The organism is Shewanella sp. H8 (assembly GCF_040285065.1).
GTDB lineage: Bacteria > Pseudomonadota > Gammaproteobacteria > Enterobacterales > Shewanellaceae > Shewanella > Shewanella polaris.
Genome location: NZ_CP157213.1, coordinates 1,171,046 through 1,188,336, shown reverse-complemented (window position 1 = coordinate 1,188,336; position 17,291 = coordinate 1,171,046). Strand labels below are relative to the sequence as shown.

At 40.7% G+C, this 17,291-nt stretch carries 17 protein-coding genes; 8 read left to right on the top strand and 9 right to left on the bottom strand.

Features of this window, described 5'->3' with window-relative positions; translation table 11 throughout:
- Window positions 1-87: 87 nt before the first annotated feature.
- The 7 genes from ABIS04_RS05235 to ABIS04_RS05205 all read right to left on the bottom strand — a co-directional run bounded on the left by ABIS04_RS05235 (window position 88) and on the right by ABIS04_RS05205 (window position 6,763).
- The gene (locus ABIS04_RS05235; RefSeq protein WP_350432809.1) at window positions 88-648 is read right to left on the bottom strand and encodes a YqgE/AlgH family protein; all 561 of its coding nucleotides are present in this window, start codon (window positions 646-648) and stop codon (window positions 88-90) included.
- A gap of 33 nt (window positions 649-681) precedes the next feature.
- Window positions 682-1,011 (bottom strand): stress response translation initiation inhibitor YciH, encoded by a 330-nt coding sequence (yciH, locus tag ABIS04_RS05230; RefSeq protein WP_350432808.1) that lies wholly within the window; start codon window positions 1,009-1,011, stop codon window positions 682-684.
- A gap of 357 nt (window positions 1,012-1,368) precedes the next feature.
- Complete coding sequence (gene hemH, locus ABIS04_RS05225; RefSeq protein ID WP_350432807.1) at window positions 1,369-2,382, bottom strand: ferrochelatase; 1,014 nt, start codon at window positions 2,380-2,382, stop codon at window positions 1,369-1,371.
- A 228-nt stretch (window positions 2,383-2,610) separates the two neighbouring features.
- Window positions 2,611-3,144 (bottom strand): glutathione peroxidase, encoded by a 534-nt coding sequence (locus tag ABIS04_RS05220; protein ID WP_350432806.1) that lies wholly within the window; start codon window positions 3,142-3,144, stop codon window positions 2,611-2,613.
- A 105-nt stretch (window positions 3,145-3,249) separates the two neighbouring features.
- Window positions 3,250-4,353 carry a hypothetical protein gene (locus ABIS04_RS05215; RefSeq protein ID WP_350432805.1) on the bottom strand — a complete coding sequence of 368 codons (1,104 nt, stop codon included), beginning with the start codon at window positions 4,351-4,353 and terminating at the stop codon, window positions 3,250-3,252.
- A 248-nt stretch (window positions 4,354-4,601) separates the two neighbouring features.
- Window positions 4,602-5,714, bottom strand: a complete 1,113-nt coding sequence (locus ABIS04_RS05210; RefSeq protein WP_350432804.1) for a PilT/PilU family type 4a pilus ATPase — start codon at window positions 5,712-5,714, stop codon at window positions 4,602-4,604.
- A gap of 11 nt (window positions 5,715-5,725) precedes the next feature.
- On the bottom strand, window positions 5,726-6,763 hold the full coding sequence (locus ABIS04_RS05205) for a type IV pilus twitching motility protein PilT (RefSeq protein WP_140233637.1): 1,038 nt from the start codon (window positions 6,761-6,763) through the stop codon (window positions 5,726-5,728).
- Window positions 6,764-6,790: 27 nt separating this feature from the next.
- Here ABIS04_RS05205 and ABIS04_RS05200 point away from each other — a divergent pair, with 27 nt between their 5' ends.
- From ABIS04_RS05200 to ABIS04_RS05165, 8 genes are all read left to right on the top strand, one after another.
- Complete coding sequence (locus tag ABIS04_RS05200) at window positions 6,791-7,477, top strand: YggS family pyridoxal phosphate-dependent enzyme (RefSeq protein WP_350432803.1); 687 nt, start codon at window positions 6,791-6,793, stop codon at window positions 7,475-7,477.
- 232 nt (window positions 7,478-7,709) lie between these two features.
- Window positions 7,710-8,528 (top strand): pyrroline-5-carboxylate reductase, encoded by an 819-nt coding sequence (proC, locus tag ABIS04_RS05195; protein ID WP_350432802.1) that lies wholly within the window; start codon window positions 7,710-7,712, stop codon window positions 8,526-8,528.
- Between the two features lie 194 nt (window positions 8,529-8,722).
- A complete protein-coding gene (locus tag ABIS04_RS05190) occupies window positions 8,723-9,271 on the top strand; it encodes a YggT family protein (RefSeq protein ID WP_137222180.1) in 549 nt (182 codons plus the stop codon).
- Window positions 9,272-9,291: 20 nt separating this feature from the next.
- Window positions 9,292-9,591, top strand: coding sequence for a DUF167 family protein YggU (yggU, locus tag ABIS04_RS05185; RefSeq protein WP_137222182.1), 300 nt, complete (start codon window positions 9,292-9,294; stop codon window positions 9,589-9,591).
- Window positions 9,592-9,676: 85 nt separating this feature from the next.
- Complete coding sequence (locus tag ABIS04_RS05180) at window positions 9,677-10,138, top strand: DUF4426 domain-containing protein (protein ID WP_350432801.1); 462 nt, start codon at window positions 9,677-9,679, stop codon at window positions 10,136-10,138.
- Between the two features lie 372 nt (window positions 10,139-10,510).
- The gene (gene rdgB / locus ABIS04_RS05175; RefSeq protein WP_350432800.1) at window positions 10,511-11,164 is read left to right on the top strand and encodes an RdgB/HAM1 family non-canonical purine NTP pyrophosphatase; all 654 of its coding nucleotides are present in this window, start codon (window positions 10,511-10,513) and stop codon (window positions 11,162-11,164) included.
- Window positions 11,165-12,304, top strand: a complete 1,140-nt coding sequence (gene hemW / locus ABIS04_RS05170) for a radical SAM family heme chaperone HemW (RefSeq protein WP_350432799.1) — start codon at window positions 11,165-11,167, stop codon at window positions 12,302-12,304. It abuts the gene before it with no gap.
- A gap of 324 nt (window positions 12,305-12,628) precedes the next feature.
- A complete protein-coding gene (locus tag ABIS04_RS05165; protein ID WP_350432798.1) occupies window positions 12,629-14,491 on the top strand; it encodes a DUF885 domain-containing protein in 1,863 nt (620 codons plus the stop codon).
- A 445-nt stretch (window positions 14,492-14,936) separates the two neighbouring features.
- Here ABIS04_RS05165 and ABIS04_RS05160 read toward each other — a convergent pair whose 3' ends face one another.
- Both ABIS04_RS05160 and ABIS04_RS05155 read right to left on the bottom strand, forming a co-directional pair.
- Window positions 14,937-15,878, bottom strand: a complete 942-nt coding sequence (locus ABIS04_RS05160) for a LysR family transcriptional regulator (RefSeq protein WP_137222192.1) — start codon at window positions 15,876-15,878, stop codon at window positions 14,937-14,939.
- Window positions 15,879-16,296: 418 nt separating this feature from the next.
- Complete coding sequence (locus tag ABIS04_RS05155; RefSeq protein WP_350432797.1) at window positions 16,297-17,109, bottom strand: YggN family protein; 813 nt, start codon at window positions 17,107-17,109, stop codon at window positions 16,297-16,299.
- Between the last annotated feature and the right edge of the window lie 182 nt (window positions 17,110-17,291).

Sequence of the window (17,291 nt, the reverse complement as noted above, 5' to 3'; positions counted from 1 at the left end):
CGCTTCGCGGCTAGATGCTATAAAATCTTAGAAGCAAAGCGACCCTAGCAGGACGCAGTCCGCCCTAGAAGCGTAGCGACCTATTTGTTAAGCATGGCCTATTTGGCTGGACATTTGCCATATATCAAAACCGAGTTGTTGGGTTGCCACTTGCCACATTTGTTCGTGATCAATGCTGAAAAGTAACTCTGGTGTGGCTTTAATAGTTAACCAAGTATTATCTGCAATTTCTTGTTCAAGTTGATCTTTACCCCATCCTGCGTAACCCAGCGCTACAATAAAATGTTCAGGGGATTTTTTCGAACCTATAGCCGCCAATATATCTCGTGAAGACGTTAGCATAGTGTGTTCACTAATTTCGGTGCTATTGAGCCAATGCGGTTGTGGAGTGTGCAACACAAAGCCTCGTTCGGGTGCCACTGGGCCACCTATGAGTACTTGGCTATCTAAGGAGAACAAAAATTCTGGCGATAAATATAGCTCCATTTGTTCAAGCAGATCTTCAACTTCTACGCCGATTGGACGGTTAACCATTAATCCCATGGCGCCTTTTTTATCATGCTCACAAATATATATCACTGCACGTTCGAAAAATGTGTCATCTAAAGATGGCATCGCAATTAAAAAGTGGTCTTTGAAATTATCCATATGCTCTCCTCAAGAGTGCTTTAGCGTTTTGTATTATCCACCCGCTAATTTCACTGTGAAATTCAACTTTTCTAATATGGATTTTATTTGTTCGCGATTGTCGGTTTGTACTTCAATACAGAAGTCTTTCACTGTACCACCACAACCACATTGTTTCTTTAATTTCTGCGCCAGATCTTTTAAGGCTTTCTCATCGAGCGCAAGCCCTTTGATCACACTGACACCCTTACCTTTTCGACCTTTACTGTCTTTATGGATCCGCACTATGCCATCACCCGTAGGAATTTCAGCTTGTGCTTTAGGTTGTTCAATACGACCTTTATCAGTGCTATAAACTAATGCAATATTGGGATCTATTCTCATATTATTTCTTTAGCAATAAAACATTGTTTGAGTTTAACAAATCATAAAAGCAGAGGCGAGGATAAAGCTAAAAGCCTAGAGACTAGAACGGCCTGCGGCCTCGAGGACGCTACGCTGCTAGGCGACCTTCGGTCTCGAGAACGCTGCGCTGCTAGGACGACCTTCGGTCTCGAGGACGCTGCGCTGCTAGGACGACCTGCGGTCTCGAGAACGCTACGTTGCTAGGACGACCTGCGGTCTCGAGGACGCTGCGCTGCTAGAACGACCTGCGGTCTCCTAGTACCTGGGAGCAAAGCGACTCTAGCAGTGACGAAGTCACGTCCTCTGGCGAGCCTGCGAGTTCCTAGAACCTAGAACCTAGATGAAAGGTTTAACAAGATTCGCCATCATGTTGATGTGGTCTTCATTGTCGTTTAGACATTCGATGTATCTAAAGTTTTTACCACCAGCTTGTTCAAACACTAGGCGGTTCTCACCTTTAATTTCTTCCAAGGTTTCGAGACAATCTGCACTAAACGCTGGGCAGATAACGGCAATGTCGGTGATCCCTTTTTCTGGCAAGCTACCTATTGTTACATCAGTATAAGGTTGTAACCATTTTGCTTTACCAAAGCGAGACTGGAACGTTGTTACGTAGTCGTCTTCACTAAAGCCTAATTTCTCTACCACTAAACGAGTCGTTTTCATGCAGAAGCAGTAATAAGGATCGCCTAAATGTAGATTACGTTCTGGCATACCATGAAAAGATATCACTAATTTTTGTGGCTTACCGTGTTGGTCAAAATCTTTTTGAATTGACGCGGCAAGCGCATCAATATAGTCAATGTTGTCATGATAAGTGTTAATAAAATGCAGGGCTGGAATATAACGCCATTTCATTAGTTCTTTGGCCAACGCATCAAATGCAGACGCGGTTGTAGGCGCGGCATATTGCGGATACAAAGGCAAAACGACTAAGTTGTCTACGCCTTGTTTGTGCATATCTTGCAACGTGCTAGACACTGATGGTGAACCATAGCGCATAGCTAAATGTACACTGGCATCTTGCCCTTGTGCTTGCAGTTGCTTGGCAAGTTTTGTTTGCTGACGTTTGCTGATAGCCAGTAAAGGAGATCCCTCGTCGGTCCATACTTCTTTATACAGCGCTGCTGATTTAGCTGGGCGAGTACGTAAAATAATGCCGTGAAGAATAATCATCCACACTAATTTTGGAATTTCTACCACTCGCGGGTCTGCCAAAAACTCAGCTAAATAGGTGCGAACAGCTGATGTGGTTGGCGCATCTGGTGTCCCTAGATTTAATAATAATACGCCAGTCTTGCCACGAGCTTTGTGGCCGGTTTCTTTATCTAGCCCTGAAAATCTAGCCAAAGTATCTTCTCCGTTATTGGTATGGATTCATAAAGTAAACTCACTATAAGCCACTTGTGAGATTAGGTGAAAATTGTATCGCATTCATTTAAAACAAAAAGAGTGCTAGGTATCGATTTTATCATCAAATCAAATTAACGTAACCCGAACTGGGTAAATACTCATGTAAACTCGTGCTGATTATTTGCTCAGTTAAGTCACTTAGGAAATAACAGCGCTATTGAACCATTATAAAATGGATTCAATCGCTTTTTTAAGCTCATCACTATCAGGTTTAACCCGCGAGTTAAATTGCTGGACAGTTTGGCCATCACCAGAGACAAGATACTTATAGAAGTTCCATTTTGGTGCAGCACTTTTATCGGCCAAATATTTAAAGACTGAGTTAGCCTCACTGCCTTTTACTGGAGATGTTGCGACCATGGTAAACGTGACACCATAATTAATAAAACACACATCAGCGGTTTTGGCTTCGTCTTTTTCTTCTTGAAAAAAATCATCTGACGGAAAACCAATCACCACTAACCCTTGGTCGGCATATTGCTTATGCAATGCTTCAAGCGCTTCAAATTGCGGTGTAAAACCACAATGTGAAGCCGTATTAACAATTAATACGGCTTTGCCTTGGGTGAGTTCACATAAATTAATGTTTTCTTTGGAGTGTAATTTACGGGCTTCAACATTGAGATAGTCAGGACAATTTGCAGCTAAAGTGCCAACACTAAATGCGAATAAGCCAATTGCCGTTAGATATTTAATCATTGGTATGTGTCCTCTCAATATTTATAGAAATCGAAAAAAATAGGCATCGATAAATTAATTCATCGATGCCTATACGCAGTAGCTTTTACTTCAGATCAAAAATGTTTAGAAATAGAAGCCAATATTGATATTTAAGCGAGAATGCCATGCAGTATCACCATTGTTGATACCTACGCCTGGACCATCAACAAACCACATATTTTTGCCGGCAATCCAATCTACATAAGAATAGAATTTACCCGCAGTGATGGCAACACCAGTCACATTCTGGATAGAGTCATCAAGCCCTTGACCAGACGCCATTACTTGGCTGTAATCGTTGTAAAAATTTACATTAGTGATTGGTCCCCAATCAACGTCAAACGCTTTAGCAATGTTAACGGTAGCAACATCGGCTTCAGCAGCAATTTCAAATGGATATTGGAATGCACTTAGCGCAACACGTTCACTGTTATCTATATCATAGTCATAATGAATATATTGTAATTGTAATTGCCATTGTTTCCAGTCAAGTTGCCAATGCGCTGCAGCGGCAAGACCATTGGTGTCTTCACCCACTACGGTAGCTGCATCAGCCATAAAATCTAATTGGCTGTATTGTAATGAACCACCTAACTTATGAGTGACTTCACCAGAAGTAAATTCTCGCTCAACTCGAGCGTTGATTTGACCCGCTTCTTCATATGGCGATGTCGCTGTTGTCGCTACGTCAAATGAGTAACGATCATAATTAGAACCGTCGCCAATTTCGTCATTGACAAAATAAGCTAAATCATAGCGCCAACCATTTTGTTCATTTTTGTAATGGATACCTGCATCGTAATCATCTTCAAAACCAAGATAATAGGTTGCGCCGAACCAAAATGAATGAGCAGCATAAGGCAATAAACCAAATGGGACTTGGGTTACACCCACTTGCACTGATTGAGCTTCATCAAATTGATACCCCATATAGGCATGGTGTACTACGTCCATGTTTTCATACCAACGATACTGAGCTGAGGCAAATAAGCCATCTTTACTCTTATAGTTGACGTCGGCGCGGAATAATTCAAACTCAAGCTTTGAGTTGTCGTCGTAGTCTTTCCAGCCGTAGTTCACCCGAACTGCACCGCCAATATCAACTTCATCGGTGACAGGTACAGCCGATGCCGAAAGCGGAAGTAAGATTAACGAAGAAAAAACGGTGATTTTTTGCCATAACTGCATGAAACATCCTTGAAAGAACAATGTTATAAAGCGTGATAAAAATGAGTAACGTATAATGAAATTATACGTATAAGGTTTCTAACTAAAGATTTTAATATATTTCCGTCATTATAACACCTACAACAACGACAATATTATTAACAACAATGGCAGTTATAATAACAAAAAAAGGCCGCAAGATGTGACTTGCGACCATTAATAAAACGCAGTTTGATTAATAATTTGATTTTTTATTGATTTAAATCACATTAATCCTTATCGAAAGTAATTCCTTCCATTATTCCCGTAGAGGTCGTTTCGTTACTCTGTAATTTAATCATTAAGCGTAAATCATTAGGTGAGTCAGCATGGTGTAATGCATCGGCATAACTAATTTCACCCTCTACATATAAATCTAACAAAGCTTGGTCGAACGTTTGCATGCCTTGTTCACGTGACTTACCCATGGTTTCTTTTAGTAAATGCAACTCATTTTTAGCAATCAAACTGGCCACGCGAGGGGTATTAATTAACACTTCAATGGCGGCGCGACGGCCGGTTCCGTCTGATTTAGGTATAAGCTGTTGCGCGACAATGCCGCGTAAGTTCAATGACAAATCGAATAAGAGTTGATTGTGCTTACTTTCTGGCACTAAATGCATGATGCGATCAAGTGCTTGGTTAGCATTGTTAGCATGCAAGGTCGCCATGCATAAATGACCCGTTTCAGCAAAAGACAGCGCAAACTCCATGGTTTCTTGAGTGCGGATTTCACCAATTAGGATCACATCTGGTGCTTGGCGTAACGAGCTTTTAAGTGCGGCATCAAATGACTCAGTATCAATACCCACTTCTCGTTGAGTAATAATACTTTTACGATGGTTATGAACAAACTCAACTGGGTCTTCAATAGTAAGGATATGCCCACGGGCATGCGCGTTTCGGTAACCCACTAGTGCAGCCAACGATGTTGACTTACCAGTACCCGTTCCGCCGACCATAATGATAAGACCACGTTTACTCATGACCAAATCTTTGAGAATAGCAGGCAGTTTTAAGTCATCGACTTCTGGAATTTGAGTTTCAATACGACGCATTACGCAGCCAGCTGATTCACGTTGCCAAAATGCACTGACACGAAAGCGCCCTAAATCTTTTGCCGCAAAAGCAAAGTTACATTCACTGGTGTCGTGAAACTCTTTCTTTTGCGCATCACTCATCAACGATTCAACAAACACCAACGATTGCTCTGGTGTTAATCGATTTTCAGAAAGTTGACGTAATTCACCATCAATTTTTGCACTGGGCGGAAAACCTGCGGTGACAAATAAATCAGACGCCTTTTTCTCAACCATGATATTTAAAAATGGACGAACATCCATGACCCAGTTCCTTAGAAATTAGTTTGTTTATTCGAACTTTTTTGCATTGCATCTTCACGGGTGATTAAACCACGATTGACTAAGTTTTGCAGACATTGGTCAAGGGTTTGCATACCGTGAGACATACCCGTTTGAATGGCAGAATACATTTGCGCGACTTTATCTTCACGAATAAGATTTCGAATCGCTGGAGTACCCATCATAATTTCGTGAGCGGCAACTCGACCACCACCAATTTTTTTGATCAGTGTTTGCGAAATAACCGCTTGAAGTGATTCAGACAGCATGGTGCGAACCATACTCTTTTCACCTTCGGGAAATACATCGACCACACGGTCAATGGTTTTTGCGGCTGATGTAGTATGCAAGGTACCAAATACTAAATGGCCCGTTTCAGCGGCTGTCATGGCTAAACGAATGGTTTCAAGGTCGCGCATTTCACCTACAAGAATAACATCCGGGTCTTCACGTAATGCACTTCTCAGTGCAGCGTTAAAGCTATGGGTATGCTTATGAACTTCACGCTGGTTGATTAAGCATTGTTTGTTCTGATGAACGAATTCGATTGGGTCTTCAATGGTTAAAATATGATCGTGTCGATTTTCATTAACGTAATCTACCATTGCTGCCAAGGTGGTTGATTTACCTGAGCCTGTAGGCCCAGTAACTAAGACTAACCCACGAGGAAAGCTGGCAATTTTCTTAAAAATGTCTGGTGCGCCAAGTTGCTCAAGTGACAAAATGTCTGACGGAATAGTACGAAATACGGCGCCAGCACCACGAGACTGATTGAATGCGTTAACACGAAAACGTGCTAGGTTAGGGACTTCAAATGAAAAATCGATTTCAAGATGTTCTTCATAGTCTTTACGTTGTTTATCATTCATGATGTCATATACAAGACTATGAACGCCTTGATGATCTAATGCAGGTAAGTTAATTTTTCTCACCTCACCATCAACACGGATCATCGGGGACACGCCCGCTGAAAGATGTAGATCTGATGCTTTGTGTTTTACACTAAAGGCGAGTAATTCAGTGATTTCCATTGTAGAGACATCCATTTAGCCAACATTATGACAACAATAGCAGACAGAATATCAATCGCCCAGAGTAGAATTAATCAAGCGGCGCAAAATTGTTCACGTTCACCAAACGAGATAATCTTACTCGCTGTGAGCAAAACTAAACCCATCAGTGACATCATTGCCGCTTATCAAGCTGGACAACGTCAATTTGGTGAAAACTATGTCCAAGAAGGTGAAACTAAGATTAATGCCTTGCAGGCAGATTATCCTGATATTGAATGGCATTTTATTGGCCCATTACAATCCAATAAAACCAAAATTATCGCTGAACATTTTGATTGGATGCATACCCTAAGCCGCGACAAAATTGCTCAACGCTTGAATGAACAACGTCCGAGTAATAAGCCACCATTAAACGTGTGTATTCAGGTTAATATTAGCCAAGAAGAGTCTAAGTCGGGGGTCAATGGTGCTGATGTTGCTACGTTAGCACTTACTATTACTTCCTTGCCTCATCTTACGTTGCGCGGATTAATGGCCATTCCAACCGCAACTGATGACGTTCAACTTCAGCAACAAGAATTTAGCCAGTTAAAACACCTTTTTGACCAGCTTAAACAGCAATATCCAAGTGTTGATACACTCTCTATGGGGATGAGCGGCGACATGGACATTGCTATTGCCAACGGTTCAACCATGGTACGCATCGGCAGTGCGATATTTGGTGAAAGATAAATAGCCTAGAGCGCTGCGCTGCTAGAGCGGCCTATGGCCTACTATAAAATCTTAACAGCGAAGCTGTCCCTAGAAGCATAGCGCTCTATCGCGTAGCGGCCTAGCAGGACGTAGTCCGCCCTCTGGCGAGCTTGCGAGCTCCTAGAACCTACAAGCATAGCGTCCTAAGACTGAATTAGGTAACATATAAGCAATTGAACATAAATTCACTTATTTATTGGATACAGACTTAATGACTCAAGCAAAAGTATGTTTTATCGGTGCGGGTAATATGACTCGTAGCATTATTAGTGGCTTAGTTAAACACGGCTATCCTAGTGATCTTATCCATGCAACCAATCCAAGCCAAGGTAAATTGGATGCGTTGCAGCAAGATTTTGCTATTCAAGTTTCTCATGATAACCACGCGGCAGCAAAAGCTGCAGACGTCATAGTGTTAAGCGTAAAACCTCAACTAATGGCATCCGTTTGTGAAGACTTAAGCTCATTGGATTTAACCAATAAGTTAATCATCACTATCGCTGCAGGTATTCCGGCGTCTCGTTATCAAGTTTATTTTAAACAGCCTATTAAACTGATTCGCACTATGCCGAATACCCCGACCCAAATTGGTTATGGTATGACAGGCATTTATGCCGATGACAGTATTTCTGCCGAACATAAAGCCATTTGCGAAACATTGATGCAAAGTGGTGGCAAGGTGGTTTGGGTTGATAAAGAATCTGAATTAGATCAAGTTATTGCACTTGCTGGTAGTTCTCCTGCATATTTCTTCTTGTTTATCGAGTCAATGATCGCTTCTGGGGTCAAAATGGGTATGCCAGAAGACAAAGCAAGACTGCTTGCAGAACAAGCTGCTTTGGGCGCCTCACAGATGGTGATCCAAAACCAGCAATTATCGGTAACAGAATTACGTCAGAATGTAATGTCAAAAGGCGGTACCACCGCTAGAGCGGTTGAAACATTCCAACAAGGCGGTTTAGTTGAATTGGTGGATAAAGCGATGACAAACTGTGTTGCTAGAGCCCAAGAAATGGCTAAAACTTTTTAACATTATCTGATGAATGATTATTTAACTTAAGATTAACGTCTTTGGTGTAAAATAGCTTAGCTAAAGCTTGAACAAACAAAATATGAGTTATCGTTGTAATACTGACAGCTCGTTGAGCGGCTCTGTTAAATACGAACTCAGCTAATTTGAGCACTGATTTTAGGCCCTAAATTACCTACAGTAAGGCAATATACATGAATGCAATGAGTTTTTTAGTTAGCACCCTGTTTGACTTATATCTAATGATCGTCATTATTCGTTTTTGGTTACAACTTGCAAGAGCGGATTTTTACAATCCATTTAGTCAATTTGTTGTTAAAGCGACACAACCGATTATCGCACCAATGCGTCGAATATTACCCTCTGTAGGACGTATTGATACTTCATCAATATTACTGGCATTACTGGTAGTATTAGTCAAAATGTTAGTGCTTACTTTCATGGCAGGTGCCGCAGTTGATATTGTTACCTTGTTATTATTCTCACTTGTCTCGGTGGTAAAACAAGCTGGTGTATTACTTTTTTGGATGCTACTTATTCGCGCTGTATTAAGTTGGTTCAACCAAGGTTATAACCCAATAGTCATGGTAATGACCCAATTAACTGAACCTATTTTAGCCCCTGTACGCAGAATAATACCTGCAATAGGTGGGTTAGATTTATCGGTATTAGTGGTATTTATTGCGATGAACTTCATAAATATGCTGTGCGCACAATATATTCCATTTTGGTCATTTATTTAGTTAACGGACGTCATTAAATAATGAGTGCGGTAAGCTATATCAACGATGAGCAGCAAGGTGACTTGCTGCTTTTTGTCTATGTACAACCTAAAGCAAGCCGGGATCAAATTATCGGCTTGCACGGTGACGAATTAAAAATAGCCATCACAGCGCCACCTATTGACGGCAAGGCAAATGCTTATTTATCTAAGTACCTTGCAAAAGCCTGTAAAGTCCCTAAAAGTCAGGTACATATTCTCAAGGGTGAACAAGGTCGGCACAAGCAAATTAAAATATGCCATCCAAAAATAATCCCCGCGGAAATAGCCGCACTTTTATAACTGACTCACTACAACTATAGCCGACTCAACTACAAGCGATTAATTTACACCAGCATTTTTGCTCATGCCCGCTAAGGACCAGATTATGTTTCAATCATTGCGTTTATCTCGCTCAGTTCTACAAATACTGTTGTTATGCTTTATCACAGTAACCAATATTGGTTTTGCTAATGCAGAGCAAAAGCACCAAGTCGGTAATTTTGATATTCACTATATGGCACTTAATAGCACTTTTATTACCCCCGAAATAGCCAAAAAATATGGGATAGTGCGAAGCAGTTACAAGGGATTAGTTAATATCACTGTGTTAAATACCAATCTAGAAGGACACCCTGCTGTTCCGGTTGAAATTTCGGGTATCGCCAATAACTTACTTGATGCCCGTATAAACCTAGATTTTAAAGAGATCCGTGAAGGGAAATCGATCTATTACATTGCAGAAATACCTTATCGTGATGATCAAGACGTTAACTTTACGATTGCCATTAAAAACGGTAATCAATTAAATACATCTTTGAAATTCAAGCATAAGTTTTATGTAGATTAAGGCCTAACATCTCGATGACAAGCGATAAAAAGCCTAGAGCGCTGCGCAGCTAGGACTCTTCGCGGCTAGAAGCTATAAAATAAAAAGACACAGAAGAAAGAGTCGGTGACGAGCGATATCGAGCGATGGCAAGCCAACAGCCTAGTCGCCCAGCGACTCAATCTTAGCAGCGAAGCTGTCCCTAGCAGGACGTAGTCCGTCCTAGAAGCAAAGCGCACTATCCGCGTAGCGGCCTAAGATCTTAGCAGTAATGTGGTCACGCCCTAGAAACGAAGCGCACTATCCGCGTAGCGGCCTAGCTCCCCCCCGTAGCCTATCGCGGGGTAGTTAGGGTATAATGACGGCAAATTTATCCTCATTTCAAAAAGACTTATGCAGACTCTCGTCAAACAACAAATTGTTCTTGCCAGTGGCAACAAAGGCAAACTTGCCGAATTTGATCAAATGCTGACAGCATTTAATATTGAAGTATTACCACAGAATCAATTTAACGTGACAGAAGTTGCAGAGACAGGCACGACGTTTGTTGAAAATGCCATCATTAAGGCTCGTCACGCAGCTGAAATAACCGGTAAAGCGGCTATTGCAGATGACTCTGGTATTGAAGTTGATGCACTACAAGGTCAACCAGGGATATATTCTGCCCGTTACTCTGGTGAAAATGCGACTGAAACCAGCAATTACCTCAAGTTACTCGAGGCATTACAAGGTGAAACGCTGCGCACTGCCCGTTTCCAATGTGTACTTGTGTACATGCGTCATGCAAAAGATCCTACGCCAATAATTTGCCAAGCATCATGGGAAGGAACAATAAATCATGCTCAACAAGGTGAGCAAGGCCATGGCTATGATCCAGTATTTATTCCGCAAGGTTTTGATTGCTCTGCAGCAGAATTAACGCGTGATCAAAAAAATGCCCATAGTCATAGAGGTAAAGCACTTGAACTGCTAGTGAGTGCAATGAAAGCACAAGGGATTATCTCATCGACTAATACACCAAATAACACAACGGATGATCATCAATAAATGACATTGCAATTACCACCGCTTAGTTTGTATATCCATATTCCTTGGTGCGTACAAAAATGTCCTTATTGTGATTTTAACTCCCACGGTCAAAATGGTGAGTTACCTCAGCAACAATATGTTGATGCGCTATTGGACGATTTAAAACAAGACTTGGCTTACGTGCAAGGCCGAAAGGTGCATACCATCTTTATCGGCGGTGGTACGCCATCGTTATTTGATGCCAGCCAAATTCAGCGCCTGCTTGAAGGCGCGCAAGCCTTAATCCCTTTTGAAGATAATATTGAAATCACCATGGAAGCCAATCCAGGTACGTTAGAACATGACGATTTTAGTGCTTACCGTGGTGCGGGTGTCACTCGGTTATCGATTGGAGTGCAAAGCTTTTCCAAAGAAAAACTTAATCTGCTTGGGCGTATCCACAACGAGGATGAAGCTAAAATAGCCGCTCAAAAAGCCAAGCAAGCTGATTATTTAAGTTTTAATCTCGACTTAATGCACGGTTTACCCAACCAAAGTTTTGACGAAGCAATGCATGATATCGATACAGCAACAGCCTTAGCTCCGCCGCACCTTTCTTGGTATCAACTCACCATTGAACCCAATACCTTGTTCCATTCAAAGCCGCCACAATTACCAGACGATGAGAATCTGTGGCAAATTTACGAGCAAGGTCAGCAGCGCTTAGCAGCATTAGGTTACGAGCAATACGAAATATCGGCCTATGCCAAACCAGGGTACCAATGTCGCCACAATTTAAATTATTGGCAATTTGGCGATTACCTCGGCATAGGTTGCGGTGCGCACGGAAAAATCACCCTGCCCGATTCAAATCGAATTGTCCGTACCGTAAAAATAAAGCACCCTAAGGGCTATCTCGCTGCAGATAAATACACTTTTGAAACAACTGATGTCATTGAAGAAGATCGCCCATTAGAATATTTAATGAACCGTCTTAGATTAATGACGCCAATCCCTAAAACAGAATTTGAGCAACGTACAGGCCAATCTGCAGAGGTCGTAAAATTGGGAATGCAAAAATCAATTGAACGGGGGTTATTAACAGAAACTACAACACATTGGCAATTAACACCTAAAGGTCACATGTTTGTAAATGATCTCTTGTCTCAATTTATTTAAGTCTTCGCTGTTGCGTAGAACTGCGAATAAGGGATAAGTAGCTCAAACATTCAGATTTTGGCCTCCTCATCATGCCCAAATTGAGATTAACTGATTGAATAGCACAATATGATCCGCAGGTATTTTGATAAACAAATATCTGCGAATTAACTTTATAAAAAATCTCAAAAAAACCACATCCAAGTAACTTATAAAACACACTTTCTAACATTTATATTCACACTTTTAGGCAAAGCTTGATTAGGATATAACCATATAATCAGCTGAGGGTTTATCTTTCACAGTCGAAAGGTCAGCAGGCCCTAAGTACTTTGGGAAAAATTAATGTCTATAAATACAAAAACAACTCTCGTTGCTTTGGCGTTATCAAGCTTATTAAGCACGTCAGCCACTGCAAATTTGAATAATTTACCGCAGTTGAACCCACAAGAAAGTACAACAGCTGTCAGCCAACAAACTGAGTCAGAAAAAGCCAATGCATTGTTTGAAGCCATTTTTATGGAAAATGTGATGGCTAATCCAGTTAACCAAACTTATCTTGGTATCAAACAAGACTATGGCAAATGGAATGATTTATCCGATGCCGCTGCCGATGCCGATGCCGATTTAGCCCGCAGCAAAGATCAACTAACAAGACTCACTCTCCTTGATGTCACCAAGTTGAATGAACAAGCCGCCCTCAGTTTTGAATTATTAAAGGCTGGATTGGAGCACAGTATTAGCGATGATAAATGGCGTTATCATACTTATCCGATTAACCAAATGTACGGTGTCCATTCAAGAGTGGCCTCATTTCTGATTAATCAACATCAAGTTACCGATGAAAGTGATGCAAAAGCCTATATCAGCCGCTTAAATGCAATACCGACACTAATGTCGCAATTAGAAACTTCGTTAGAAATTCGTGCTAAAAAACATATCATCGCGCCCAAATTTGTATTTGCCTATGTGATTTCTGACAGTCAAAACATTATCTCCGGGGCGCCATTTTCAGATACGGGTAAAGACAGCGCGTTATGGGCTGATGCCAAACGTAAAATAACAAAACTTGATATAAGTGATGACAACAAACAAGCCTTATTAGCTGAAGTGAAACAAGCTCTGCTTACTAAGGTAAAGCCAGCTTATGAGCAATTAATCACCTATACAAAATCACTTGAAGCGCGTGCAGATACGAAAGATGGTGCATGGAAACTACCTGACGGGGAAGCGTTTTACAATAATGCCCTCGCCCGCACCACCACCACAGACATGACCGCAGATACTATCCATAAACTGGGTCTATCTGAAGTTAACCGTATTCATGATGAAATGCGGGTCATTATGAAAAAGGTACATTTTACTGGCACCTTACAAGAGTTTTTTGTCTTCATGCGTGATGACAAACAGTTTTACTATCCTGACACCATTGAAGGTAAAACGGCATATCTCGCCCAAGCAAAATTGCTGATTGATACCATGGAGTCTCGTTTAGACGAAGTGTTTACCATTAAGCCTAAAGCTGCATTAGTGGTACGAAAAGTAGAAGCATTTAGAGAAAAGTCAGCAGGTAAAGCATTTTACGACCAACCAGCACCAGATGGCTCTCGTCCGGGAACCTATTATGCTAATTTGTATAAAATGGACGCAATGCCAAAGTATCAAATGGAAGCGCTGGCTTACCATGAGGGGATCCCTGGGCATCACATGCAAATTGCCATTGCGCAAGAGCTACAAGGCATCCCTAAATTCCGTAAATTTGGCGGTTATACTGCGTATATTGAAGGTTGGGGACTTTACTCAGAATATTTCCCTAAGGAAATGGGCATGTATGCCGATCCTTACTCTGACTTTGGCCGTTTATCAATGGAACTATGGCGCGCATGCCGTTTAGTGGTTGATACTGGGATACATGCTAAAAAGTGGACACGGGAACAAGCAATCGCTTATTACGTTGAGAATACTCCAAACGCTGAGTCTGATGCGATAAAAATGGTCGAACGTCATATTGTTATGCCATCACAAGCAACAGCGTATAAAGTAGGAATGATTAAAATACTTCAGCTACGTGAACAGGCTAAGAAGACGCTAGGAGCCAAGTTTGATATTCGCGAGTTTCACACCATAATCCTTAAAAATGGTCCATTGCCATTAGATGTTCTTGAAGAACAAGTAAACAAGTGGATTAAACAAGTTCAGTCGCTGTAAGCTAGCATCTGCATTAACGTAAAACGGCAACCTTAGGTTGCCGTTTTACGTTATCAACTCCCACAAAAAAATAACCCCAGAACAAAGTCTGGGGTAAACCAAATAAACTAGGGTGATGGTTTTAAGGTTGGCATTATTTTAGTTCGAAAACCATAGCCAACTCGGATCCAAAAATTGCTACCTTGCAGATTTGTACGCTTGTCTAAAAAGGGGTCATTTCTCAAACAAACGTATGGTCAAATCATTTTGAATCAACTCCTAACTATTGTATTGATATCAGAACAAACTTCAACTATTTAACAAATATAAATCACTAACTGCTTGATTATTACCGTTACACCTAACCGATACCAAAGCAGGGTAAGACTTTGATTTAAATCAATTAAAAATAAAGCCACAACCTATGTTGTGGCTTTATTTCAAAATAAGAACAATGTTTTCACTTTTACTTACGAAGCTTATACAAATGCTCGAACTTTGCATCCCAATATGGTGGGCTACCAATATGCGTTTTAATGAAATCAATAAACGCACTGACTTTGGGAGCCAAATGTTTGCGGCGAGGATACACGGCTTGTAATGGAAGATTATGAGTCAACTGCCAATCGGGCAACATTGGCACCAATGTCCCTTGGGCAATTTCATCTTCCAGTAAATAACTGGCTAAATATACAATGCCTAAACCGCTCACAGCAGCCGATTTTAACGCTGGTGCATTATCGACACGGAAATTGCCTGAAACACCAATTTCGCAATAGTCTTCACCCTTCTTAAATTGCCACATACTGTGCTCATGCCACTCGCCTTGATACACCAAACAATTGTGTTCAACTAATTGCTCTGGGCGGCTAATATTACCATGTTGGGCAATATAACCCGGCGATGCCACTAGTAAGAAATTGCATTTCATTAACGGTCTTGCCACCATACCAAGCGGCAATTGCTCTGACATGGTTAACAACAAATCTAAGCCTTCGCTAACAACATCGACTTTGTGATCAAGCAAACTGACTTGTAGTTCAAGATCTGGATGTCTTGCCATAAACGCCGGTAAAGCGGGAATAATATGCATAGTGCCAAAGGATTGCGATATCCCGACTTTTAACACACCACGGGTAGCATCATTTAAGTTGTGAACACTCGATACTGCTTGTTCTGCATCTCGAAGTAATTCTTCACCTTGCAAGTACAATAAATTACCGGCTTCAGTAAGACTTAAACTCCGAGTAGTACGTTGAATAAGTTGAACACCAAGTTTATGTTCAAGATCTGCAACTTGAGTACTCACTTTAGATTTAGAAATGCCAAGACGTCTGGCTGCAGCACTAAAACTTCCGGCACGAGCAACATGGGTAAAAATTGCGATAGGTTCTAACAGTTCTAACATGAAAGTCGCCTTAAGCTGGTTACGACATTAATAAAAATTTCAGATATCTGTTTGTCACTGCTAATAACTATACCTTGCTAAAAATCAGTATCAATATCAGCATTCAGTGATTGTGATGATTGAAGCGAAATAAACACCAAAACCAACCAATCTTACAAACTAGTGCAAACAAATGACTATTCCGAAATATAACCACATCTAAAGTAGGGAGTAATATTGTTATAGTTTTTATGAGTATAACAAATAAAGCCTATATGGTTCTATATTTATGATAGACAATTTTTTTATCAGAACAAAGCTACACTAGCTATAGCGGCGAAATGGCTAAATTAAGTCTAAAAAAAAGCCCCAGTGTCTTTAAAAAAGCACTGGGGAAAGGTGGGTGTCCAGGAAGGACGGTTTTACACAACAAATACACTTACTCTTTTAAATCGCCTAACTTAGCTAAGGTGTAAGGAGCAAGTTCAGGGATGGCTTGACGCACTTGGTTCTCTAACACTAGTAATCCTTCAAAATTATCACAAATCTTATTAGCACGTAGCTCCAGCCCTTGTGATTGTGACTCTAGTTGTTGCTCGATATCTTTACCGACATTGTCCATTTTTACTGAAAACGCATTCATTTTCTCTTCAAATGAACCTCCTTCAGAAGACATGATCTGGCTGCCTAATGTCATCATTAATGAACCCATTGAGTTCGTCACCATTTGTTCTATTTCTTGCTCAAACTCTTCATTAAATGCATGTTCAATTGAAGAATCTGTTGAACCTAAATAAAATTTATCACCTTGCTGATAAGCCATAGTATCGATGCGTTTTTGAATGCCGCTGGTTAACTTATCAATTTGGCTACCTGTAGCATCACCAAATATGGGTGTTAACGCCATATTAACGGCTTGAGATGCCATAGATACCACATCGGCCACCAAATCAATTACGTCAGGTAATTGGCGAGACAGTTCGTCAGAATACTGAGTTAATAACAACTGTTGTTTATCATTTAATGTGACCTTTTTACCATCGACATACAACTGACCCAATTCAACGCGATATTTCTCAGTTCCGTTATCGCTAATCTGTAAATTTGTTGGTTCAACGGTAACGTCATAGTTCAATGTAACATTGCACTTTTCATCATTAATTGACATTTTTGCCATGGCTGGGGTCAGCGTTCCCGCGGTAAACAGCATGCTGGTTAATGCTAAACCACAAATCAATTTTTGCTTGGTCATGATAAAAATCCTTTTGTTATACGAGTATCTATAAGTAAGTCAGGTATGAGTGTTATAAAGCACAAGTTATGCCAACAATGGTAAAGTAATGATTTTTATACAATAAAGTTAATAAGGAGTTTGTTATTAAGCTGAAGGATGAACAATTGCGGAAGTGTATTCGTAAAACAAACCAAAAAGTA